Source organism: Devosia algicola (assembly GCF_028816455.1).
GTDB lineage: Bacteria > Pseudomonadota > Alphaproteobacteria > Rhizobiales > Devosiaceae > Devosia > Devosia algicola.
This window is the reverse complement of the sequence record NZ_CP118246.1, coordinates 3,190,763-3,213,234: the sequence shown is the minus strand read 5'-3', so window position 1 is coordinate 3,213,234 and position 22,472 is coordinate 3,190,763. Positions and strand designations below refer to the sequence as shown.

At 57.5% G+C, this 22,472-nt stretch carries 15 protein-coding genes and 6 pseudogenes; 16 read left to right on the top strand and 5 right to left on the bottom strand.

Features of this window, described 5'->3' with window-relative positions; all coding sequences use genetic code 11:
• The first annotated feature begins 8 nt into the window (after positions 1–8).
• The 14 genes and pseudogenes from PSQ19_RS17115 (at position 9) to PSQ19_RS17050 (ending at position 14,731) form a co-directional block, all read left to right on the top strand.
• Positions 9–1,184, top strand: coding sequence for an L-rhamnonate dehydratase (locus PSQ19_RS17115; protein ID WP_282218727.1), 1,176 nt, complete (start codon positions 9–11; stop codon positions 1,182–1,184).
• 10 nt (positions 1,185–1,194) lie between these two features.
• Positions 1,195–2,070 (top strand): amidohydrolase family protein, encoded by an 876-nt coding sequence (locus PSQ19_RS17110; protein WP_282218726.1) that lies wholly within the window; start codon positions 1,195–1,197, stop codon positions 2,068–2,070.
• 38 nt (positions 2,071–2,108) lie between these two features.
• Positions 2,109–2,903 carry a FadR/GntR family transcriptional regulator gene (locus PSQ19_RS17105; RefSeq protein ID WP_282218725.1) on the top strand — a complete coding sequence of 265 codons (795 nt, stop codon included), beginning with the start codon at positions 2,109–2,111 and terminating at the stop codon, positions 2,901–2,903.
• A complete protein-coding gene (gene rhaM, locus PSQ19_RS17100) occupies positions 2,896–3,213 on the top strand; it encodes an L-rhamnose mutarotase (protein WP_282218724.1) in 318 nt (105 codons plus the stop codon). Before PSQ19_RS17105 ends, rhaM begins: the two co-directional genes overlap by 8 nt.
• The gene (rhmD, locus tag PSQ19_RS17095) at positions 3,210–4,394 is read left to right on the top strand and encodes an L-rhamnonate dehydratase (RefSeq protein ID WP_282218723.1); all 1,185 of its coding nucleotides are present in this window, start codon (positions 3,210–3,212) and stop codon (positions 4,392–4,394) included. Before rhaM ends, rhmD begins: the two co-directional genes overlap by 4 nt.
• A 173-nt stretch (positions 4,395–4,567) precedes the next feature.
• Positions 4,568–5,498, top strand: a pseudogene (locus PSQ19_RS17090) (ArsR/SmtB family transcription factor).
• Between the two features lie 96 nt (positions 5,499–5,594).
• Positions 5,595–7,107 (top strand): annotated as a pseudogene (gene arfA, locus PSQ19_RS17085) (arabinosylfuranosidase ArfA).
• A gap of 247 nt (positions 7,108–7,354) precedes the next feature.
• On the top strand, positions 7,355–9,274 hold the full coding sequence (locus tag PSQ19_RS17080) for an ABC transporter substrate-binding protein (RefSeq protein WP_282218722.1): 1,920 nt from the start codon (positions 7,355–7,357) through the stop codon (positions 9,272–9,274).
• Between the two features lie 241 nt (positions 9,275–9,515).
• Entirely contained in the window at positions 9,516–10,520 is a 1,005-nt protein-coding gene (locus PSQ19_RS17075; protein ID WP_282218721.1) for an ABC transporter permease, read from the top strand.
• Positions 10,521–10,525: 5 nt separating this feature from the next.
• Entirely contained in the window at positions 10,526–11,383 is an 858-nt protein-coding gene (locus PSQ19_RS17070; protein WP_282218720.1) for an ABC transporter permease, read from the top strand.
• 2 nt (positions 11,384–11,385) lie between these two features.
• A pseudogene (locus tag PSQ19_RS17065) lies at positions 11,386–12,433 on the top strand (ABC transporter ATP-binding protein).
• The gene (locus PSQ19_RS17060) at positions 12,430–13,344 is read left to right on the top strand and encodes an ABC transporter ATP-binding protein (protein ID WP_282218719.1); all 915 of its coding nucleotides are present in this window, start codon (positions 12,430–12,432) and stop codon (positions 13,342–13,344) included. The pseudogene PSQ19_RS17065 and the gene PSQ19_RS17060 overlap by 4 nt, the downstream one beginning before the upstream one ends.
• A gap of 232 nt (positions 13,345–13,576) precedes the next feature.
• Positions 13,577–14,356, top strand: coding sequence for an SDR family NAD(P)-dependent oxidoreductase (locus PSQ19_RS17055; protein ID WP_282218718.1), 780 nt, complete (start codon positions 13,577–13,579; stop codon positions 14,354–14,356).
• A gap of 114 nt (positions 14,357–14,470) precedes the next feature.
• The gene (locus PSQ19_RS17050; RefSeq protein WP_282218717.1) at positions 14,471–14,731 is read left to right on the top strand and encodes a hypothetical protein; all 261 of its coding nucleotides are present in this window, start codon (positions 14,471–14,473) and stop codon (positions 14,729–14,731) included.
• 47 nt (positions 14,732–14,778) lie between these two features.
• On the opposite strand, the pseudogene PSQ19_RS17045 reads toward PSQ19_RS17050, so the two are convergent.
• Both PSQ19_RS17045 and PSQ19_RS17040 read right to left on the bottom strand, forming a co-directional pair.
• Positions 14,779–15,445 (bottom strand): annotated as a pseudogene (locus PSQ19_RS17045) (OmpA family protein).
• 106 nt (positions 15,446–15,551) lie between these two features.
• Complete coding sequence (locus PSQ19_RS17040; protein WP_282218716.1) at positions 15,552–16,322, bottom strand: SDR family NAD(P)-dependent oxidoreductase; 771 nt, start codon at positions 16,320–16,322, stop codon at positions 15,552–15,554.
• A 274-nt stretch (positions 16,323–16,596) separates the two neighbouring features.
• On the opposite strand from PSQ19_RS17040, the gene hemA reads away from it, so the two are divergent.
• Positions 16,597–17,877, top strand: a complete 1,281-nt coding sequence (gene hemA, locus PSQ19_RS17035) for a 5-aminolevulinate synthase (protein ID WP_282220731.1) — start codon at positions 16,597–16,599, stop codon at positions 17,875–17,877.
• On the opposite strand, the gene PSQ19_RS17030 is transcribed toward hemA, so the two are convergent.
• Complete coding sequence (locus PSQ19_RS17030; RefSeq protein WP_282218715.1) at positions 17,878–18,342, bottom strand: NUDIX hydrolase; 465 nt, start codon at positions 18,340–18,342, stop codon at positions 17,878–17,880. It lies immediately after the preceding gene.
• Positions 18,343–18,518: 176 nt separating this feature from the next.
• Here PSQ19_RS17030 and PSQ19_RS17025 point away from each other — a divergent pair.
• Positions 18,519–19,506, top strand: a pseudogene (locus PSQ19_RS17025) (acrylyl-CoA reductase family protein).
• Here the strand turns inward: PSQ19_RS17025 and PSQ19_RS17020 are convergent.
• Together PSQ19_RS17020 and PSQ19_RS17015 are read right to left on the bottom strand one after the other, a co-directional pair.
• The gene (locus tag PSQ19_RS17020; protein ID WP_282218714.1) at positions 19,503–21,380 is read right to left on the bottom strand and encodes an ABC transporter ATP-binding protein; all 1,878 of its coding nucleotides are present in this window, start codon (positions 21,378–21,380) and stop codon (positions 19,503–19,505) included. The pseudogene PSQ19_RS17025 and the gene PSQ19_RS17020 overlap by 4 nt on opposite strands.
• Positions 21,381–21,449: 69 nt before the next feature.
• A pseudogene (locus PSQ19_RS17015) lies at positions 21,450–22,440 on the bottom strand (potassium channel beta subunit family protein).
• Positions 22,441–22,472: the final 32 nt, after the last annotated feature.

Sequence of the window (22,472 nt, the reverse complement as noted above, 5' to 3'; positions counted from 1 at the left end):
AGAGTTGAATGCCTCGTATTACTGACGTTCGTACCACAATCTGGGAGTGGATCGGTCCAGTAGCGCCGATGCCACCGCATTTTTGCACGACGGCGGGCGATATTGTGTCCGATGTGACCGGTTCGATTGAAGGTTTTCGCTTTCTGGGCTGGCTAGTGGTCGAAATCGAATGCGACGACGGAACCGTCGGGATCGGCAATGCGGCCTTGGCGCCGCACGCGACCAAGGCCGCCATCGACACCTATCTCAAGCCGCTATTGATCGGCACCGACCCGATGGACAGCGAATATCTCTGGCAATCCATGTATCGGCGTACCCTGCCCTTTGGACGCAAGGGGATCGGGATGACCGCCATCAGTGCGGTCGATCTGGCGATCTGGGATGCCAAGGGCAAGATTCTCAACCAACCCGTGTTCAAGCTATTGGGCGGCCGGACCAAGTCCAAAATTCAGGTTTATGCCAGCCGACTTTACAGCCAGCCACTCGACACACTTTTCCAGGAAGCCAAGGCCTATGCCGATCAGGGTTTTACGGCAGTCAAGCTGCGCTTTGGCTGGGGGCCCAAAGATGGGCTGGCCGGGATCAACAAGAATCTCGAACTGGTCAAGACGGCGCGTGAAGCGGTCGGCCCTGATGTCGACCTGATGGCCGACTGTTATATGGGCTGGAACGTCGAATATGGCAAACGCATGTTGCGGCTGCTCGAGCCGCACAATTTGCGGTGGGTGGAAGAACCGGTCATCGCCGACGATCTGGCGGGCTATGCCGAACTCAAGGCGATGAATCTGGTGGGAATTTCGGGCGGCGAGCACGAATATAGTTTGCACGGTTTCCGACAGGCCATGGATTTGCGCTCATTCGACATTGCCCAGTTCGATGTCAATCGGGTTGGTGGCATCACGGCGGCGAAAAAGATTGCCGATCTATGTGAAGCCTATGATGTGGCCGTCATCCCCCATGCGGGGCAGATGCACAATTATCACATCTCGATGTCGTCTTATGGCGCGCCGATTTCGGAATATTTCCCCAAGGTGCCGGTGGAAGTGGGCAATGAATTGTTCTGGTATATTTTTGATGGCGAGCCGGTGGCCGAGAACGGCTATATCAATCTGGCCGACGACAAACCCGGCTTCGGGCTGACGCTCAAGACCCCTGATCCCGCCGAATTCAAACTGACCCGCTAGGAGCAGACGGATGCCCGATTTTCCGATCATCGACACCCATTTGCACATCTGGGATTTCGACCGGCTGAACTATGCCGCGTTCAAGGGGCACCCGCTTTTCGGCAAGTCCTACCAGATCGAGGACTATCAGCGCGACTGCGGCGACCTCGATGTCGAAGCCATGGTTTTTCTGGAGTGCTATGCAGATTTTGACGAAAAGTCCGGCCAGTATATCGAGGAGATCGAGTTCGTCGAAGATTCGGCCAAGCGCGATCCGCGAATCAAGGGCATTGTACCGATGGCGCCGCTAGAATGGGGCGGTCGGGTCGAGCCAATGCTGGCGCAAATGAAAGCCGAACATCCAAGTGTCAAAGGCATTCGCCGCATTGTCGAGTTCGACGATAATCCAAGGGCGTTGACGCTGTCCGATAATTTCATCGAGGGCGTCAAGCTATTGGAAAAGTTCGACTATCATTTCGAGATCAACGTCAATCATACACAGATGGACATTGTGCGCGAGTTCGTCGAACGCGTTCCCAATGTCCGGTTGATCCTTGACCATTGCGGCAAGCCGGGGATTGCGGAAGGCGCCATTGATCAATATCGCGACGATCTCAAGGCGCTCAGCGCACACGAAAACCTCGTGATTAAATTGTCCGATCTACCGGTGGAAGCCGATCACCATCACTGGACCGAAGCCGATTTTGCCCCCTATATCGACGCCACGGTTGAACATTTCGGCTTTGATCGCATGATCTATGCCGGCGACTATCCGATTTGCCTGCAAGCCACCACACTGCCGCAATGGGTGGAGGTTTTGGACCAGGCATTTTCGGGCGTCGGGGAAGGGGACCTGCGAAAATTCTACCGCGACAATGCCAATGATTTTTATCGCCTGGGGCTGTGAGTGGCAGGCAATGACAACCAGCCAGATTGAATGGGACCATGACCGACGTTGACGATGATTTTGCCGTGTTGGTGAAGGCCAGCAATTCTCCAGCCGGTGCACCCAAGGATTTTGGTGGTGGCGCTCTGGAGCGACAGTCGATTTCGGAGCAGGTCGCCAACCGAATCATGGCGATGATCAAGTCGGGCAATTTGAAATCGGGAGATCGCCTACCGACCGAAGCCCAGATGGGCATTGCGTTCGCCATCTCGCGCCCACCACTGCGCGAGGCCCTCAAGGCGCTGGTATTGATGGGCGTGCTGGAGAGTCGTCAGGGTGGCCGTTACACGGTTACCGACCTGTCGCCGAGGCGGTTAATTGCGCCGTTCAACGTCATGCTGTCGGTTGCCGATTACGACGTCGACGAGCATTTCGAGGCGCGCGCCGTTGTCGATCTGGAACTGGTACGTTTTTGTGTCGAGCGCGCCACGCCAGACATACGGAACCGGATTTTGCGGCTGGCGCGCGACGGGCGTGCCTTTCATCATGACCCGGTGGCGTTTCGACTTATGGATATCGAGTTTCATCAAAGCATCAATGCCGGTGCCAACAATGCATTGCTGAGCGCGCTGGCTCAGGGACTTTATGATGTGGCTCTGGATGTGCGGCGTGAGGCGAGTACGGTGCCCGGCGTGATCGAAAAATCAGTCGGACAACACTGTGCCGTTGCCGATGCAATCGTTGCAGGCGACGCCAAGGCCGCAGTTGAGGCCTATCGGGCTCATCTGGAGCATGTTCGCGACACGACCAAACAATCCATGGGCCAGAATTACGAGGGATCCGCCAATGTCTGAACGCATCGCCTTTCGCATGAATCTCAATCCCGGCCAGGCCGCAGAATATGAAAAGCGCCACGATGAGATATTTCCTGAACTGGCCAAGGCACTCAAAGACGCAGGGGTTTCAGACTATACGATCTGGCATGATCCGGAGACCAACCATCTGTTCGCGATATTGACACGCACGGACGACCACACCATGGACGCGTTGCCGGACACGGAAATCTGCCAACGCTGGTGGAAATTCATGGCCGACGTCATGGAAACGGACGCCAACAATGTCCCGACCCAGATCCCGCTCAAGCGCGTCTTCCTGCTGCCATGAGCGGGGCGTTCCGCATCAAGGACCTGCGGGTTTTTCTCGTCGACAAGTCCCGAACGGGCGGAGATTATTTCAATCAAGGCACTGCCGAGCACTGGCTGGTCGATAGTCTTATTGCCAATCCTATGTCTGGATATGAGCACTATCGCGAACGCCGCTCCTCATGGGGTATCGGCGTCCTGGGGTCGCTGGTGGTTGAAATCGAGACTGACGAGGGTGTTGTGGGGGTAGCAACCGGCACAGGTGGCGCGCCCGCCGCGTGGCTGATCAAACATCATTTTGCCCGGTTCCTCGTGGGGCAGGACGCCCGCAATATCAATCAGATCTGGGATCAACTATATCGCGCCTCGCTGCCCTATGGTCGAAAGGGCCTGCCGATCATGGCGATCAGTGCTGTTGATCTGGCGCTGTGGGATCTCAACGGTAAGGTGCGCGGAGAGCCGGTCTATAATCTCGTCGGCGGCTTGAGTCGGCCAGAGATATCATTTTATTGCACCGGGCCGGCGCCCGATGCGGTCAAGGCGTTGGGGTTCTGGGGCGCCAAGGTACCGCTGCCCCACAGCCATTTCGACGGCATGGGTGGACTTGAAAAAAACGTGACGTTCCTGGCAGCCCACCGCGACCGGGTCGGCCCGGATTTTCCGCTGATGGTTGATTGCTATATGTCGCTAACGGTGCCCTATGCAATCCAGTTGGCCCAAGCGTGCAGACACCTCAATATCCACTGGTGGGAGGAGGTGTTGTCGCCCGAGGATGTCGAAGGGTTCCGGCAGATCAAGCAGGCGCATCCGACGCTGAAATGGACGACCGGAGAGCATGAATATACGCGGTTCGGGTTTCGGCGGTTAATCGAGGAGCGCAGCATCGACATCTTGCAGCCCGATGTCATGTGGGTTGGGGGCCTGACCGAGTTGTTGCGGATCGCGGCGCACGCATCGGCGTACGAAATCCCGGTCATTCCGCATGGCAGCGGTCCCTATTCTTACCATTTTATCGCCAGCCAGACCGACCTGGCCTTTTGTGAATATGTAGCAGCAAGCCCCGATGGCAGGTCGATCCGACCGGTATTCGGCGACCTGTTCGTGGGCGAACAAGTGCCGGTCAATGGCAAATTGACGCTGGGCGACGCCCCGGGATTCGGCATGAATCTGGCCGATCGCAGCGCTCTGGTAGAAGCGGCCTAGAGCGCCGCTTATTCTCATCCGATTGATAGCGGTCATCCACCTGCGGCGCCTTGCCTGCAAACCGACGCATTGGATGCCCCTTTCCTAAATATCATGACATCTGATACACAAAGAATATTGATCGAAACCGACAGTCACAATCAGTCTGTCGCCAGCAGCGAAATTATTTGACCATGAGCCGAAATTTTCTTGTCGTTGATCCTGAAACCGACATGGAGGTGCTCAAGGGGCTGGCCTCGCCGGTCCGGATCAGGATTCTGAAGCTATTACATGTCAACGGGCCGCTGAACGGTAATGAAATCGCGGCACGACTGGATCTGCCGCAGTCGACCATATCGACCAATTTGAGCATTCTTGAAACGGCGGGGCTGATCGGCACCGAATTGCAAAAAGCTCGCAAGGGCAACCAGAAAGTGTGTCATTCGACCTTCGATGAGGTGCTGGTGATGTTCAAGGATGACATCGCCCCGCTGCAGGACAACACCATCGAGGTGGCCATGCCGCTGGGCCTTTATACCAGTTGCGATGTGTCGGCGCCCTGTGGGCTGTGCTCGACCGAGGGGATTGTCGGCCTGCTCGATGTGCCCGATACATTCCTTGATCCGGACCGGATGAAGGCAGGGCTCATCTGGTTTACCCGCGGCTATATCGAATATCAGTTTCCCAACAATGCCAAGCTGGCGCAGAACAAGATCGAGGTGATGGAATTTCTGATGGAACTGTCATCGGAAGTACCGGGCACCTCGGCGGACTGGCCGTCCGACATCACGCTATCGGTCAATGGCGCGGAAATCGGCACATGGACCTCACCGGGCGATTTTGGCGACAAGCGCGGCGTCTACACACCGGATTGGTGGAAGCTCAAGGGCAGCCAATATGGCAAACTCAAGAGCCTGGCGGGTGACGACGGACGGCACCTTTGTTGATGGGATCAAGATTTCACCAATCACCCTGATTGATCTGGACCTGGCCAACCACCATTCGATCCGTCTCCGCGTTGCTGTCAAATCCGAGGCGAAACACCCGGGGGGCATCAATATTTTCGGCCGGGGTTTTGGCAATTATGACCAGGACATCATCATGCGGCTACAAACCGAACGCTAGATTCAATTCGCACACGCCTCTTGCGCAATCCCCTCATACCCGTTTACAACTGATTATCTGATACAAATCAGACAAACGGGATTTCAGGAGGGTAACGTGAAGGCGTCAGTCGTCGCAAATAAGGATTTCACGGTCGGCAAGATCGATAATCGTGTTTACGGGGCGTTCCTCGAGCATCTCGGACGCGCCATTTATGAAGGCATTTACGAACCCGATCACGCAAGTGCCGACCAAAATGGCATGCGGGGCGACGTTGCCAAACTGGTCAAGGACCTCAATGTACCCGTCGTACGCTATCCCGGGGGTAACTTTGTTTCCGCCTATAATTGGGAAGACGGGGTAGGTCCACGAGAAGAGCGCCCTACCCGGCTCGACCTGGCCTGGCACACGTCGGACAGCAATGCGGTGGGTGTCCACGAGTTCGCCGACTGGTGCGACAGTGTCGGCACCGAGATGATGCTGGCGGTAAACCTTGGGTCACGCGGGGTCGACGATGCCCGTAACTTCTTGGAATATGTCAATCATCCGGGCGGCAGCTATTGGAGCGATTTACGTATCAAGAATGGCCGCAAAGAGCCGTTCAACGTAAAAATGTGGTGCCTGGGCAATGAGATGGATGGCCCCTGGCAGGTCGGGCACAAGGATGCTGATGAGTATGGCAAGCTAGCGGCCAACACCGCCCGGGCAATGCGTATGTTCGACAGCGAACTTGAATTGATCGTGTGTGGCTCCTCCAATGCGGACATGGCGAGCCTATCCCGATTGGGAACGCATTGTGCTCGAACATACCTACGAGCATGTTGATCATATTTCGCTGCATATGTACTTTGCAAATCGCGACAAGGATACCCCTAACTATCTGGCGTTAAATCATAAACTTGAACGCTACATCGAAACCGTTGCGGCGACGATCAAGCAGGTGAAGAGCAAGAAACGCTCAAGGCACGATGTCTATATCTCGTTTGATGAATGGAACGTCTGGTATCACTCCAACAAGCAGGACCGCGAGATTCTTGATGGTGGCAATGGCTGGCCGCATGCGCCGGGGCTGCTGGAAGACATCTACAATTTTGAGGACGTGCTGCAGGTTGGTCTGGTTCTCAACAGCTTCATTCGCCATTCCGATGTGGTCAAGATCGCCTGTATCGCCCAATTGGTGAATGTGATCGCACCGATCATGACCGAAAAGGGCGGGCCGGCCTGGAAACAGACGATCTATTATCCCTATTATTTCGCGTCTGTGTACGGTCGCGGTACTGCATTGAATTTGCTCGTCAATTCTCCGGGATACGAGAGCAATCATGAGGACAATACGCCCTTTGTGGATCTGTCGAGTGTGCACAATGAAGATGATGGCACGCTTAGCTTCTTCCTGGTCAACCGACATGGGACGGAATCAATTGAGGTCGATATCGGTTTGCAGGGTTTTGCCGGGGGTGACGTGATCGATCACCAGGTGATGACCCATAGCCGTCTCGACGCCGTCAATACCGCCAAAAATCAGAGCGAAGTGGCTCCGCGCAAGGGTGAAGGCGCCAAGGTGGCGGACGGCTCGCTGCGCCTGACGCTGCCGCCTTACTCCTACCAGATGGTGCGGGTAAAGCTTTAGCACCAAGCCAACATATCGCTTGGCCGACAACTCACTTCTACTAGCAGACCGTTAGCGTTGAGCGTGACGGATCAAGGCAATAGGGCACACCGGGGACGATGTGCCCCATTCATTTGTATATCATGATATTAGATTTACATCATGATATCTGTTGACAAGCAAAATCAACTGATCAAATATGAATCCAAGTTGCTGGAGAGCGCTCGCGAACAGAGTGCGGATGGCATCCCACAGGGAGGAGCGAGAGATGGATAGACGCAGTTTTATGGTAGGCACTGCCGTTGGTGCGCTGATGCTCGGCGCCAAGGGACTGGCTTTTGCGCAGGATGCTGAAGGCTCGGCACCGCCGCTGAACGATTTTGTCCGGAACGAAACGGTTATCGTGCACAACCCCGAAGGGGTCATCCGCAATCCGGGCTGGTTCAATATCTGGGTCAATGGCGGCGGCGGAACGAGCAATGGCCTGCACCAACTAACGATGGACACGCTCTGGTACATCGACCCCGATGGCGGTGTGCCGGGCAAGAGCGAGAACGCGATCTACAACGCGCTCGCGGCGGAGCCATGGCAATATAATGATGACTTCACCGAAATGACGGTGAAGCTGCGCCAGGGCATCCTGTGGAGCGATGGGGTCGAGTTTACAGCCGATGACGTCGTTTACACTGTGACCAAACAGATGGAGACACCCGGCATGCAGTGGAGCGGTGCATTCTCCACGCAGGTAGCCGAGGTTACCGCGCCCGATCCGTATACAGTTCATTTCACACTTCAGGCGCCAAACTCACGCTTTCACGCCATTTTCTCGGTACGCTGGAATGCGGCCTGGATCATGCCCAAGCATGTGTTTGAAAAGGTCGATGACGTCCTGACCTTTGACTATAACCCCCCACTCAGCCTTGGCGCCTATACACTCAATTCGTTCGATCCGAACGGCACATGGTATATTTGGGACAAGCGCGAGGACTGGGACAAGACGACGCTGGGCCTGGTGGGCCAACCCACGCCCAAGCACATTATCTATCGCAACAATATCTCAACCGACAATCGCCTGATCGAGATGCGTAACGGCAATCTGGACATGATCCATGATCTGTCGCCTGAAGGCACATTCTCGATCGTCAAGGAAGACCCGAACGTGCATGGCTGGTTCACCGGCTTCCCCTATGCCCATCCCGATCCGACGCTGCCAATGGCCATCTTCAACCACCAAAAGCCAATGTTCCAGGACAAGCGTGTCCGCTGGGCGCTGGCTCTGATGCTTGACGCGCGCGCCATGTCGATGGCGTCCTATCGTGGTGCAGCGACCCTGTCGGCCATCTCGATACCGCCAACGGGAACACATCCACGCGATTATCACGGACCGCTCCAGCAATTCATGATCGACTATGAGATCGACACGGGCACTTCCAAGGTCAAACCCTATGACCCCACTATCGGCCAGCAAATCGCCGACATGGTGCGCCCACAGTTTGGCGACGACGTGCCGACCGATCCCGAGGCAATAAACAAAAGCTTCGGTTTTGGCTGGTGGAAACAGAATCTGCAGGCAGCCGAGGAGTTGCTGACGGCAGCAGGGTTCACCAAAAACGGCAATCAATGGATGACCGATACTGGCGAACCGTTCGCCTTTAGTGTGCAGATTCCCCAAGAAGGCGTCATCAACCGCCTCGGCACGATCATTGCTCAACTCTGGTCACAAGCCGGGGTGCAGGCAAGCGCGGAAGTGGCGCCCGATATATGGGACCGCGTGGGCGCGGGCGACTATGAAGTCAATATTGGCTGGGCGGTCGAGACTTGGGGCGGTCACCCCGATCTCAGCTTCTTTCTCGACAGTTATCACTCCGAATATGTTGTTGAGCCGGGTCAAATCCAGCCGGCCCGTAACTGGATGCGCTGGACCAACCCTAAACTGGACGAGATCATCGAGAAAATCCGTGGGGTCGACTTCAACGATCCCAAGGGGCTGGAATACGGCATCGAGTTCGTCAAGTTGCATCTCGAAGAAATGCCGAACATTCCGATCATGTCCTACAATGTGTTCTCGGTGCAATCGAACAAATACTGGACCGGCTGGCCCAATATCGAGAATAATTATGCCAATCCGGTCACCAACTGGTCGAACGGGAAGTATATCTTCACGCAGATCAAACCGACCAGCGCCTGAGTTCTCCCCGGCAGCCCGGTATTGTCCGGGCTGCCCAGAGGGACACGGCTGGCGCCCTGCCCCTCAATCGCACCTTTTCTGACCCGCAAATCCTTGCTCGTCGGAACAAATAACGGTGGCGCCCGCCGGTAGCGCGGCGATGCGCAACGTTTTCGGCGCCCCGTAAATGGACTTGACCGTCATTGGTCCGGTTTCGGTTGCAGTTCAGAAGACCTGTGACCGCCGAGGTTGAGGAGCCCAAATGCAAGGCTATTTCTGGTTTGCCGCCAAGCGCGCAGCGCAGTTGTTTGCTGTCGTATTTTGCGGCATTTCCGCGACGTTTATGGTGACGCACCTGTCGCCGATCAGTCCGGTGGAATCCGCACTGGGACGGATGACCGCCCGCTCCAATTTCGCACCAGAGGCCGTGGAGTCGATGCGCGCGGCGTTGACCGAAATGTATGGGGTGAACGAACCCCTGATCAATCAATATTTCAATTTCTGGGCGCGTCTGGTGCATGGTGACCTTGGACCATCGCTGATTGCATTTCCGACCCCGGCCATGGAATTGGTGATGCGCGCCTTGCCCTGGACCGTATGCCTGCTGCTGACGTCGATCCTGATTACCTTTGTTGTCGGCAATGTGATGGGCGCCCTGGCAGGCTACAATCAAAACAACCGATTCCTGAAAGCCTTCGGCGTCGTGGCCATGGGCATTCAGCCGATCCCCTACTATATCGTTGCCTTCATCCTGCTGGTGGTTTTCGGCTTTATCTGGCCGGTGCTGCCCATTTCCGGCGGCTTTGCGATGAATGTGACGCCGGGCTGGAACCTGGCTTATATAGGGTCGGTGCTGCAGCACGCCATCCTGCCAGCCTCGTCGCTGGTGCTCGTGGGTTTCGGCAGCTGGTTCCTGGGGATGCGGGCGCTGGTCTCCAACATTGTGACCGAAGACTATGTGACGTACGCGGAACTGGCGGGCGTCAAGCGCCGGACCATTGTGGGCAGCTATGTGATCCGCAACGCAGCCGTGCCGCAACTGACGGCGCTGGCAATGACACTGGGCGGGGTATTTTCGGGCACGGTGATCACCGAACAAGTGTTCAATTATCCGGGCCTCGGGTCGCTACTGGTCGACGCGGTCAATGGCGGCGATTTTTCGCTGGTACTGGCGGTGTCCACGGTGTCGGTGGCAGCGGTGGCGACGGCCATTTTCATCGTTGACCTGCTCCATCCCCTGCTCGATCCACGCGTAAGGACGGATTAGCCGCCATGTTTGCTGTTTTCCGCGACCTTGTTCGCTACAATATCGAATTTGCCATCGGCGTAACGCTGGTGGGGTTCATCCTGATCTTTGCCGCGGCAAGCTATTTTGCGCCGACAGACCCGAACCTGATCTATGTGGTCATTCCCGACCAACCGCCATCGGCGCAATATTGGTTTGGCACCAATTCGCGCGGGCAGGACCTGTTCTGGCAGCTGTCAACGGCCTTTCGAAATTCGGTCATCTTTGGGGTAACAGTCGCGGTGCTCTCGCGCATCATCTCGCTGGCGGTGGGGCTGACCAGCGGCTATGTCGGGGGATGGGTGGATCGCGGGCTGATGCTCGTCAACGATATTTTCGTGGCGGTGCCGATCTTTCCGGTGCTGGTGTTGTTTTACTTCGTGTTGCGCAGCGATCTCAATTCATGGACGCTGGCGCTGATCATGGCCTGTTTTGGCTGGCCGTTCGATGCGCGGCTGATCCGGTCGGTGGCACTGGGGCTGCGACATCGCGAGTTTACCCGCCATGCGGTGTTCGCTGGGATGAGCACGCCCAAGATATTGCTGCAGGAGCACCTGCCCTATGTGATGCCAATCGTGTTCTCGACTTTCATGGCCAACATGTTGTGGTCGATCGGGCTGGAAGTCACGCTGGCGGTGCTGGGCTTCACCAATATCAACCAGGCCACTATCGGTACGGTGCTGTATTGGGCCAATAGCCATTCGGCGATGGTGGTGGGTGTATGGTGGTGGATTCTCATCCCGGTGATTTTTATCGTCATCCTGTTCGTTGGCCTGTTCCTGCTTGCCGTCTCGCTCAATGAATATATCGATCCGCGCAGCCGGCTGCGGCGCATGGGAGCCTGATCATGACCGCCGAAACAAGCCATGAAGACATCCTCAACGTCAGCGGGCTCAAGGCCTACTACCAGATGAACTATTTCGGCATCGAACGCGAGGTGCGGGCGGTGGACGACATTACAATGACCATACGCAAGAATGAGGTCTATGGCATTGCGGGGGAAAGCTCATCGGGCAAGACCAGTTTCATCAAGGTTCTGGCCGCTGCCATTCGACCACCACTGCGGGTGATCGCGGGCAGCGCAACCTATAATTTTGGTGGTCGAAGCGTTGATGTGACCAATGCCGATTCCCAGGCCATCGAGGCCATCCGCTGGCGGCACTTGAGCCTATGTCATGCAAGGCTCGATGAGCGTTCTCAACCCGGTGCGCCGCATCGGCAGGAGCCTTGAAGATTTTGCCGCCCGCCCGCTGGGTCTGTCGGGCAAAGCCTTTCGCGACCGGGTGGTGGACCACCTTGGCAAACTCAAGCTGGGGCCCGAAGTCCTGCAGGCCTATCCGCACGAATTATCGGGCGGCATGCGCCAGCGGGTCACTATCGGGCTGGCAACAGTGTGTCATCCCGAATTCATCATCGCAGATGAGCCGACGACGGCACTCGACGTGGTGGTGCAAAAAGAGGTGCTGTCGCTCATTCGTGACATTCAGCAGGACATGGGCAGTTCGGTGGTGCTGGTGACACACGATATGGGCGTTCATGCCAATATGACGGACCGCGTGGGGATCATCTATGCGGGGCGGTTGGTCGAGGAGGGGCCGACGCGCGATATGTTCTTTGCGCCCAAACACCCCTATACCGCGCATCTGGTGGCGAGTTTGCCGCGTATTGGCGATACCAGCCAGCGCACGGCGCTCGAGGGACGTCCGCCAAGCCTTGCAAACCCGCCGGGCGGCTGCCGTTTTCATCCGCGTTGCCCGTTGGCGATTGACAAGTGCAAGAGCGAGGTGCCGCCGCTTCAAACCGTTGGACCGAGCCATCGTACTGCCTGCTGGCGCTGGAAGGACGTAGCGCCCCTGACGGCACCGCACCAAGCCAATGTCGGGGCCCAAACATGAGCACACTGTTGGCAGTCAACGATGTCTCCAAGCATTTCTCCATGGGTGGACTATTGTCGCGGCGCAGCGTGGCGGCGGTGCAGGATGCCCGTTTTTCCATCGAGGCGGACAAGGCAGAGATTTTTACAATTATCGGGGAGAGCGGTTCGGGCAAAACCACCCTGGCGCGCATGATCCTCGGGTTGGAACGCCCGAGCAGTGGCACCATTCAGTTTCGCGGCCAGACCGTTAACGCCAAGGCGGACCGGGCAGCCCGACTGGCGTTCATGGCGGCGGTTCAACCGGTCTTTCAGAACCCGTTCGAAGCATTCAATCCGCTCAAGCGGATCGACCGCTATCTGGAATCGACAGCGCGACGATTCCTTAAACTTTCCGATCAGACCGAAATCGACAAGGCCATGGACGGGGCGCTCCAAAAGGTCGGCTTGTCACTGGCCGAGGTCAAGGGCCGGTTTCCTCATGAAATGAGCGGCGGACAGTTGCAGCGCGCCGCCATTGCACGTGCCCTGATCCCCAATCCACCGCTGCTGATCGCCGATGAGCCGGTGTCGATGGTGGATGCATCGCTACGCATGTCGATTGTCAATCTGCTCAAATCATTGCGCGACGATCTGGGCGTTTCGGTCATCTATATTACCCATGATCTGGCGACCGCCTATTACATCTCCAACCGGCTGATTATCATGCAGCGCGGACGGATCGTTGAAATGGGCGATGCGCGTGCGGTGCTGGAAAATCCGGAACATCCCTATTCGCGCCTGCTCAAGGCCTCGGTGCTGTCAACCGAGGATGCCGGGGCCGGAAAACTTGGTACTGACCCCGAAATGGTCGCCAAGGCAAGTCGGCTGGTCGATGCCCCGCCTGGCGAACTGGTGGAGCAACCGGACGGGCGATTGGTGCGCGTCTACTAGCCCGCAACGGCGCGCCGACAAGTCTTCCCTCAATTTTCGGGTCTTGGCTCGCGCGCGCCAATATTGTCACTTCGGCGAGTTGCGGCAGGCGCGCTGAATTGCAGCGCAGCGCAGGCGTTTATTCAACGGTAACTGGCATTTGCTATCCGATATCTGATAAACTGGTTCGGCATATATATTGCCCCCATATATTTTGTGATCGATCAGGCTCATAGACCGCCCGGAGATCAAAATGTCCAAGACCAAACTCCACATACCTGATCTGGATGGCAAGGCCGTGCTGATTACTGGCGCGTCAACCGGCATCGGGGCTGCATTGGCCAAGGCCTTTGGTGCCCAGGGTGCGCTGGTGGGCCTGCACTATAATGCCAGTGTTTCCGCGGCAGAAGCGGTTGCGGACACCATCCGGGCCGATGGTGGCACCGTGGCGCTGATACAGGCGGACGCCTCAAAAGCCGGGGAGATGGCGCGGGCGGTCGAGGAGACGGCGAAAATTTTTGGTCGCCTTGACGGGCTGATCAACAATGCGGGCGGCATGGTAGCGCGGCAACCCTACGCGGAATGGACCGACGAAATCTATGACGCGATCATGGATTTGAATGCACGCTCGGTGCTCTCGGCCAGTCGCGCGGCTATTGCCCATCTCAAGGCCAATGGCGGCTTCATCATCAACACAACATCGATTGCGGGACGGAACGGGGCCAGCGGCGGCGCCGGGCTTTATGGCTCCTCCAAGGCGTTTATCGGCAATGTGACGCGCGGCATGGCCAAGGAACTGATCCCGTTCGGTATTCGCGTCAATGCGGTGGCGCCGGGTGTCATTGATACCCCGTTCCAGGAGCGATATTCGACCCGAGCCCAATTGGACACGTTGCTCTCTACCATTCCGCAGGGACGGTTGGGCGTTGCCGAGGACTGTGTCGGTGCCTACCTCTTTCTCGCCTCGGGGGTGCTGTCCGGCTACATGATCGGGCAGACAATCGAGGTCAATGGCGGTCAATTGATGCCGTAGGGCCATTTTCGCCCATCGACTACATCGAATGGGGAACCAGTTCGTTATTGCCGCGGTTGGTCATCAGGCGCACGATGGTGTGTGCACAGAAACCTTGCAACAAGGAGACTTCTGATGGCCGAAACACCCGGCGTGGCGCCGCCGTCAAAGCCAAAACCGACACAGAAAATGGCCGATCAGGTGATCGCGGAGTCAGAACCGGTCGCGCGCGCGAATACGCCTACCAACTGGTGGCGGGCGGGTCTGATTGGATTGGCTATTGTCATTGCCGTGCTATTGGCGCTGCAATTGCTGATGGGTGCGCCGGGCACAGATGTTCAACCCGGCACGCCAACGGCCGAACCGGTGGTTGAAACCCCCGCGTCCAGCCCATAAAAAAGCGCGGCCCGTGAGCCGCGCTTGATGGCGTTGTCTGGCAGCTATCAGCCCTGGATCGGGGACAGTCGGATTTCGACGCGACGGTTCTGAGCGCGGCCTGATTCGGTAGCGTTGGACGCGATCGGGGCCGATTCGCCCTTGCCCTGAATGAAGAACCGCTGCTGGTTGATGCCCTGATTGGCCAGGATGGTGGCAACAGATACTGCGCGCCGCTGCGACAGATCCAGATTGTACTGGTCATTGCCAGTCGAATCAGTGTGGCCATAGACATCGACGATGGTCTTGTCGAATTTCTTGAGCACCAGCGCCACCGAAACCAAGGTCTGGTTGAACTGCGGCTGCACCGATGCCTGGTCGGTGGCGAAGGTAATGTTGGACGGCATGTTGAGGACAATCTGTTCGCCAACACGGGTTACCGAAACGCCGGTACCCTGAAGCTGGGCGCGCAGGCTCGGCCTCCTGCTGATCCATATAATTGCCGATGGCAGCGCCGGTCAGCCCGCCAACTCCGGCACCAATCAAGGCGCCGATTCGGGGATCGCCGCCAACTGCGGCGCCGATCAAGGCTCCACCCAGGGCACCGCCGCCCGCCCCGATCAAAGCACCACCACTGGTTTTGCTGATCTCGGATTGGCCGGTATAGGGATTTGTGGTGGTACAGGCGCTCAGGGCCAATACAGCGAAGCTGGCGACGATAATCTTCGACTTCATGCGAGAATTCCTAAAGGTCTGGTTTTGGCAGTTGTCATTCGGGATTGCGGCAGCACGGTGGCCCGGCCGCAGGCACGGCCACATTGTCTGATTTTGAGTAAAATTTCTAGGCGTGTGCCCAACCCCCATCAACTAAAAAATCCTGTGCTGAAATCATGGCACTGTCGTCGGCCGCCAGAAACAGCACCATGCGGGCAACATCGTCGGGCAGCACACGGCCGGCCAGCGTCTGACTTTCCTCGAGCCACTTCTCACTGGTCGCATCGAGCCAGCGTGCAATCTGGCGCTCTGTCATGATCCAGCCGGGCGCCAGGGTGTTGACCCGGACACCGCTCTTGCCCAGTTCGCGCGCCATCGACCGGGTCAGCCCATGGGCGGCAGCCTTGGCGGTTTCATAGATCGGGATGCGGGGTGACATGATCATCCAGCTGATCGAACCCATATTGATGATCGAGCCCTTTTTGGCGGCAACCATGGCGGGCGCTACCGCCTGAATTGCAAAAAAGGCGTGCTTGAGATTGACCGCTATACGCTCGTCCCAAAGCTCGGGGGTCACTTCGGTCCAATCGTGACGCTCGTCAAAGGCAGCATTATTGACCAGTACCTGGGCATCGCCATGGGCACTGGCAAAACCATTGATCGCTGACTGATAGGCGCTGGTATCAGTGACATCGCAGCGGGTGAAACGCACTGTATGCCCCTGCCCGTTCAATTCGGTGGCGAGTTGCTGACCTGCCTCGTCGGCAATATCGACAAAACCGACCATGGCACCTTGCGCGGCAAAATTGCGCACCAGGGCCTCGCCAATACCCGTGGCGCCACCCGAAATGACGACCGGTGCATCGCGCAGGCTTGGATAAGAAGCAAATTCTGGCATGGGGTCCCCCGTAACGCATTTATTGCCATGGTGGTATTGCATCATGCCGGTCAGAGGCAAGTGCTGGTCAGGTGCGAATGAATGGCTGACAGGTCCCATGTTGGAATTTCGGCCAATTCGCTTTAGACTGGTGAGGCGATGCCGTACCGCAGACAAAACTGGCGTACTGCGCAAAACGCGCGTCGAATTGACCTATGTCAACGACGCGCCCGGGCGAATAGGTTTGGATCGTCAGGCCAAACCAGGGCAAGGCGCGAATAAAAGGGTCGGTATGATGGACTATCGCAGCATGTTCGAGGACGCAGTTGATACATTGCGCCAGGAAAAGCGATACCGCGTATTCGCCGATCTGGAACGTATTGCCGGCTCGTTTCCACGGGCGCGTTATCGCGACGATTCGGACAATGCGCGCGACATCACCATCTGGTGTTCCAACGATTATCTGGGCATGGGGCAGCACGAAAAAGTCGTGGCCTCAATGCAGGAAGCCGCCGGACGTCTTGGCGTTGGCGCGGGCGGGACGCGCAATATTTCGGGCACCAACCGGCCATTGGTCGAACTGGAGCGGTCGCTGGCCGATCTGCACCGCAAGGAAGGGGCGCTGGTCTTTACATCGGGCTTTGTGTCCAACGAAGCGGCTATTTCAACCATTGCGCGGCTCCTGCCCGACTGCGTGATCTATTCTGACCAACTCAACCACGCCTCCATGATCCAGGGCGTGCGCCAGTCGGGGATGCAGCGCCATATCTTCCGTCACAATGACATGGCTCATTTGCGTGAATTGCTGGCGGCCACCGATCGCAAGCGGCCCAAGTTGATCTGTTTTGAATCGGTTTATTCGATGGATGGGGACATCGCGCCGATCAAAGAAATTTGCGATCTGGCCGAAGAGTTTGGTGCCCTGACCTATATTGACGAAGTACACGCGGTCGGTCTTTACGGGCCGCGCGGCGGCGGCATTGCCGAACGCGAAGGCCTGACGGACCGGATCGATATCATCGAGGGCACACTGGCCAAGGGGTTTGGCGTCATGGGCGGCTATATTACCGCCAACAAATCGATCGTGGACGCCGTGCGATCCTATGCGCCCGAATTCATCTTCACCACAGCCTTGCCGCCAGCGCTTTGCGCGGCAGCGCGCACCTCGATCGAGCATTTGAAGACCTCGAACGCCGAGCGCACGCAGCATAAGCGCCAGGCGCAACTGACCAAGGACATTTTGCGCGATGCCGGGCTACCGGTCATGACCAATGAGACCCATATCGTGCCGCTGCTGGTGGGTGATGCGCGCCAGTGCAAGGCGGCCAGCGATATGCTGCTGGAAAAGCACAATATATACATTCAGCCGATCAACTATCCGACTGTGCCCAAAGGGACTGAGCGCCTGCGAATTACGCCGACACCATTGCATAGCGATGAAATGATTTTCGAGTTGCGTCATGCGCTGATCAGCGTCTGGGCCAGCCTTGAATTGCCGCGCGAGCGGGCCAGCGAAACAATTACCGCGAGCAAACTGACGTCAGGCGATTTGACCCTGCCGACCGTCGGCGGATAATCAGACGCTCAGTTTTTTGGTGAGGTCGTTGGACGAGAGCATGCGAGCCAGATCCGGTTCATAGACGGCCGCGGCAGCATCGGGCAGCGTGAACCAGCGACGTTCGCGCTGAGTTGCTTCGGGCCACTCATCAAGCAGCTTGTTCGCTTTGAGGGCGAAGCAGTCGACCGTGCACGGCACAGCCTGACCATCCTTCATCAGCTTGTCATAATAGTATTTCCCGACCGGCTTGGAATGCATCTTGCCGCGCACGCCCGCTTCTTCCAGCGCTTCCTGGGCTGCTGCCTCAACAAGTGACTTACCGGTCATCGGCCAGCCCTTTGGCAGCAACCAGTGCTGACTGATTCGGGACGTCACCATTAAAATCTCGATTTTTCCGCTCTTGGTCTTGCGCCAAGGCAGTGCTGCCAATTGCTGGGCATAGTCAATGTCCGGGGACCAGCTGCCCCGATCAAGCTTATTCAATTCGTCACCTTTCAGGCGGGTTCCCTTTGCCTCAAATAATCCAGACACAACCTAACAAAACGCATGTTGGGCCGAAATGGTTCCAAATGCGCTAAAATATCGAACACGCACCCAGTATTGATGCCGGGGCGCTAAACTGATCTGGTGTTGGCTGGCGCTGGAAGAAAGAGAAGCAAATGACATTCAAGGCACTGGTTACCGACAAGTCGGCGGACGGAAAACTGTCATCGCAGGTGCAAGCGCTTGAGGATGAGCAGCTGCCCGAGGGCGAGGTTCTCGTCGACATTGACTGGGCCGGGTTCAATTACAAGGATGGCCTCTGCCTCAAGGGTGCGGGCGGGTTGGTGCGGAATTTTCCACATGTGGCCGGGATCGATTTTGCCGGGCGAGTGCGTGCCAGCGATGATGAACGCTATAATCCGGGCCAGGAGGTGGTGCTGACCGGGTGGCGCGTTGGCGAGCACCATTGGGGCGGATTTTCGCAACGGGCACGGGTCAAGGCCGGCTGGCTGGTGCCACTTCCCAAGGGTCTGAGCGGACGCGAGGCGATGATTGTGGGTACGGCGGGATTAACCGCGATGCTGGCGATTGACCGGCTGGAACGGGCTGGATTGACACCAACTAGTGGCGAAATTCTGGTGACTGGCGCGGGCGGTGGTGTTGGCTCGATTGCCGTGGCGATGCTGGCAAAGCTGGGTTATTCGGTAACGGCGCTATCGGGCCGCGCTGAACTGAGCGAGGCGCTCAGAGCCTTTGGGGCGAACGCCATTCTGGATCGCGCGGCCTTTATGGAGGAGGCGGACAAGCCGCTTGAAGCGGCGCGCTGGGCCGGGGTGGTCGACGCGGTGGGCGGTGCGGTTCTGGGCAAGCTGTTGCGTCAGGTCAAATATGGTGGGGCCGTCGCGGCGATTGGCAATGCGGCCGGGATCGAGTCTCAACACCAATGTGTTGCCCTTCATCCTGCGGGGGGTGGCACTATTGGGCATAGACAGCGTCATGCAACCCTATGAGGCGCGCGTTGCGGCGTGGGCGCGGTTGGCGGCGCTGTTTGACATCAAGGCCTATGGTGGCTTTGTCGAAGAGATCGGGCTGGCCGACTTGCCCGAGGCTGCCGACAGGATATTGGCCGGCTCGGTCAAAGGTCGGCTGATCGTCAGGCCCTAGCGATAGCCGCGGGCCTGTAGTTCAAACAGTTCGGCATAGCGGCCGGCCAGCGCCAAAAGTTGCTCGTGGCTGCCGGCTTCGAGAATTTTGCCGTCTTCGAGCACCAGAATGCGGTCCGCCATCCGCACCGTCGAGAAGCGGTGGGAAATCAATACGGCGGTCTTGCCCACGGTCAGGGTCTTGAAGCGTTCAAAGACCTGGGCTTCTGATTTGGCGTCGAGCGCGGAGGTCGGCTCATCGAGAATGACCAGTTCGGCGTCGCGCATATAGGCACGCGCAATGGCCACTTTCTGCCATTCGCCGCCCGACAGGTCGCGTCCCTTGTTGAAGAGCCGCCCGAGCGGTTGTTCGTAATTGAGCGGCAATTTGTTGATCACCGCGTCGGCGAGGCTGTTGGCGGCGGCACCCTCAATGCGGGGGCGGTCGTCATTATTGGCAACGCTACCAACGCCAATGTTGTCGGCGGCGGTGAAGCTATAGCGCATGAAATCCTGAAAAATAACACCGATATGGGCGTGGATTTCGTCGACCGCCATGTCGCGCAAATCGACGCCATCAACGGTGATCTGGCCCTCATCGGGATCGTAGAGACGGGTCAGGAGCTTGACGATGGTGGTTTTGCCCGCCCCGTTCTCGCCAACCAGCGCCAGCGTTTCACCAGCGTTGAGGGTGAAGCTCAAATCGCGGACGGCCCAGATATCGGTTTCTGGATAGCGAAAGCCGACCTTGTCGAAAACAATGCCGTGCGCAATGGGATCGGGGAACGGTTTTGGATTTTCCGGCGGCGCGATGGCGGGCTTGATTTCAAAGAATGAAAACAGGTCATCGAGAAACAGCGACTGCCCGGCAATCTGGGTAAAACCCAGGAGGATTTTCTGGAACAGGCCATTCAGATTAAGGAATGAGCCGGACAAAAAGGCCAGATCCCCGATGGTGAAGGCACCGGTCACGGTGCGCCAGACAATATAGGCATAGGCACCATAATAGGTCAGCGTGGCAATGGAGGAGAACAGTGCGCCCCAGAGCGCGCGGTCGGTGGAGAGCCGGCGGTTTTCGAGATAGATGGTGTGGGCCAGGGTGCGGAAACGGTCGACCAGATAATTGCCAAGACCAAAAAGCTTGATCTCCTTGGCTGTTTCAGCGTTGGCACCGATGTGGCGGATATATTCGAGCTGTCGCCGCTCCGGGGTGCGACCGCGACTGACAAAATAGGACAGCGTGTTGAAGCGGGTTTCACCCCAGATCGAGGGGACGAACGACAGCGGCAGCAGCAGGATGAGCCAAGGCGCATAGACGAACAGACCTGCGGCAAGGGTCACCACGGTGATCATGTCCTGGGCCTGACCAAACATTTGGGACAGAAGCGCATTGCGGCCTGCCGCCTGCCGCCGGGCCCGTTCGAGCCGGTCCTGATAATCAGGGGATTCGAAGTGACGCAGATCAAGCCTTGCGGCGTGCAGCATCAGTTCCATGCTGACGGTGTTGGAATGGAGTTCACCCAGAATGGTATCGACAAGGCTGGTGGCGCGATTGAGCAGGTCTCCTGCGACCACCAGAACAAACTCGGTGAGCAGCAGCAGGGCAATGACATTGAGCCGACCGCTCTGCCACCAACCGGCAAAATCATCACCGATGGCATTGCCGGACAGGCGCACGACCTCGTCGATGATCAGTTTGCCGACAAACAGCATGATAATGGGTTGAACGGCGCGGACCAGACGCAGACCAATGCTGGCGGCAGTCAAGGCGCGGCTGGTGCGCCAGATCTGGGCGACCAGTCGCCCCAATAAACGCAGATTGGCGAAGCGCTCAGCCAGCGTTGGTTTGGGCTGATTAGGCGTATTTGGGCGAAATGGCGAGGAATATGAACTCATGACCGCTCAATGGACCGCCTCGGGCGGTCGTGAAGGCTGGCCGCGAAGGGGTCGCGGCCAGCACCAGAATCAGAAGCGATGCGGGGCCGCGGGCTTGTTGCCCATGATGGTGTCGATTGTCTCCATCACATCGGGGGTCAGCTTATCCTTGGACTTGAGAGAGGCAAGGTTGTCCTCCAACTGCGATTTTTTCGATGCGCCCAATATCACGGTCGAGACGTGTGGATTGGCCAAGCACCACAAAAGGGCGATGTGGTGAATGGGCATGCCCACATCGTCGGCGAGCCTTGGCCAATTGTTTGACCTTGGCGAGCTTGGCCTTGCCCGCTTCGCTTTCCCAACTGGCCTTTAGCCATTCATAACCGGGCAGGTTCAAGCGGCTGTCCTTGGGGATGCCATCATTATACTTGCCGGTGAGAACGCCGGACGCCAGCGGCGACCAGATCGTCGTGCCCAGGCCCATGAGATCATAGAGCGGGGCATAGTCGCCTTCGACCTTTTGACGTTCGAACAGATTATATTGTGGCTGTTCCATGGTTGGCGGGGTGATGCGCAAATCTTTGGCCACGGCCCAGGCCTCAGTCAATTGCTGGGCATTCCATTCCGAGGTGCCCCAGTACAATATTTTGCCCTGCTGGATGAGATCATGCATGGCCCGCACGGTCTCCTCTATCGGGGTATCGATATCGGGACGATGACAGAAATAAAGATCGAGATAGTCCACCTGTAGCCGCTTAAGCGCGGCATGACAGGCATCAAAAACGTGCTTGCGGCTGAGCCCGCGCTGGGTGGGCTTGGAACCGCCCCAGAACACTTTGGAGGAAACCGCAAAACTATCGCGTCCCCAGCCCAGTTTGCTGAGCGCCTGTCCCATCAAGGCCTCGGATGCGCCGGCTTCATAACCCTCGGCATTGTCGAAAAAATTGATGCCTTCATCATAGGCAAGGGTCATCAGGCCAAGGGCTTCCTTTTCATCGACCTGCTTGCCGAAGGTTACCCATGAGCCGAGCGAAACTTCACTGACCTGCAGGCCCGATTTTCCAAGGCGTCTATATTCCATGGTATTATCCTTTGATTTGGCGGCCGATTGGT